Raw genomic sequence first — 1,709 nt, forward strand, 5'->3', positions numbered from 1 at the left:
CCGATGACTTCGGCGCTACCTACGCCGAGGTCGAAATCCCGGTTGCCATGGCGGATGTCGTCGACGAGCATCGGACTCTCTTGGTCGAGGCGGCTGCGGAGCAAGACGAGGAACTGCTGGAGCGGTATCTCGAAGGCGAGTCGCTTAGCAACGAGGATGTCCGACGCGCGCTTCGCAAGGCAGTCATTGCGAACGAGATCGTTCCGGTGTTCTGCGGCGCAGCGTTGCGGAACATCGGCATCCAGCGCCTGCTCGACGGCGTCGTGGACTACTTGCCGGCTCCGACGGAAGTCGCGGCAGTTCGCGGCAGCGACCCCATCTCGGGCGAGCCCGCTGAGCGTCCGAGCAGCGACGATGCCCCGCTTGCCGCTCTGGCGTTCAAGATCATGGCGGACCCGCACGTCGGGAAGCTGACGTTCCTTCGGGTCTACTCCGGTGTGCTGTCGTCGGGTGATTACGTGTTCAACCCGCGAACCGGAGCCAAGGAGCGCATCGGTCGCTTGCTCCAGATGCACGCGAACAAACGCGAGGAACGCAAGCGCGTCCACGCCGGAACCATCGTCGCCGCCGTGGGACTCAAGAGCGTCCTGACCGGCGACACGATCTGCGATCCCGACCATCCCGTCCTGCTGGAGTCGATGCACTTCCCGGATCCCGTCCTCAAGATCGCCATCGAGCCGAAGACCAAGGCGGATCAGGAGAAGCTCGCAACCGCCCTTCAGCGCCTGTCCGAGGAAGACCCGACGTTCCGTGTGTCCACCGATCCGGAGTCGGGGCAGACGCTCATCGAGGGTATGGGGGAGCTCCACCTCGAAGTGCTCGTAGACCGGATGCGGCGCGAGTATCGCGTCGAGGCGAATGTCGGTCGTCCGCAGGTGGCGTACCGCGAAACGATCCGACGCGCGGCGCGCTCCGAGGAACGGTTCGTCCGCCAGACGGGCGGACGGGGTCAGTTCGGTCACGTCGTCCTCGAGCTGGTACCGGGCGAGTCCGGGAGCGGGTTCGAGTTCGTCAACGGGATCGTTGGCGGAGCGATTCCGCGCGAGTACATCCCGGCTGTCGAGAAGGGCGTCAAGGAGGCGCTCAGCCTGGGAGCCGTTGCGGGCTTCCCCATCGTCGACATCCAGGTGCGGCTCGTAGACGGTTCCTACCACGAAGTGGATTCTTCCGAGCTAGCGTTCGCGATTGCCGGATCGATGGCGGCAAAGGCGGGCGTCCTGAAGGCGGATCCGGCGCTGCTGGAACCGGTCATGGACGTGGAAGTGGTCGTACCGGATGGCTTCCTCGGCAACGTGATCGGCGATCTGAGCGCGCGGCGGGGACAGATCAGCCACACCGAGCCGCGCGGCAAGGGCGTGCAGGTGGTGCTGGCTCACGTTCCGTTGGCGCAGATGTTCGGGTATGTGAAGGACCTGCGTTCGATGACGCAGGGCCGCGCGACGTACACGATGGAGTTGGACTGCTACAAGGAAGTGCCGGAGTCGGTGGCGGTGGAGATCACGCAGCGACGAGCGCGCTGACGGGCGCGCCCTCCGGCTCGATTCGAGGTTCGTGGTTCATTCTCGTCAAGGAGATACGGGCAATGGCGAAGCAGAAGTTCGAGAGGACGAAGCCTCACGTCAATGTTGGGACGATTGGTCACGTGGACCACGGGAAGACGACGTTGACGGCGGCGATCACGAACGTTCTCTCCAAGCGGGGGATGGCGA

General features: G+C 64.7%; 2 protein-coding genes. Both read left to right on the forward strand.

Annotation, left to right across the window (positions count from 1 at the left end):
- Nucleotides 1-1,520: elongation factor G (fusA, locus tag FJZ36_19310; protein ID MBM3217049.1), on the forward strand; the 1,520-nt coding region annotated here is incomplete at its 5' end.
- A 62-nt stretch (nucleotides 1,521-1,582) separates the two neighbouring features.
- Nucleotides 1,583-1,709: elongation factor Tu (gene tuf / locus FJZ36_19315; GenBank protein MBM3217050.1), on the forward strand; the 127-nt coding region annotated here is incomplete at its 3' end.

The sequence above is a fragment of the Candidatus Poribacteria bacterium genome, from assembly GCA_016866785.1.
GTDB lineage: Bacteria > Poribacteria > WGA-4E.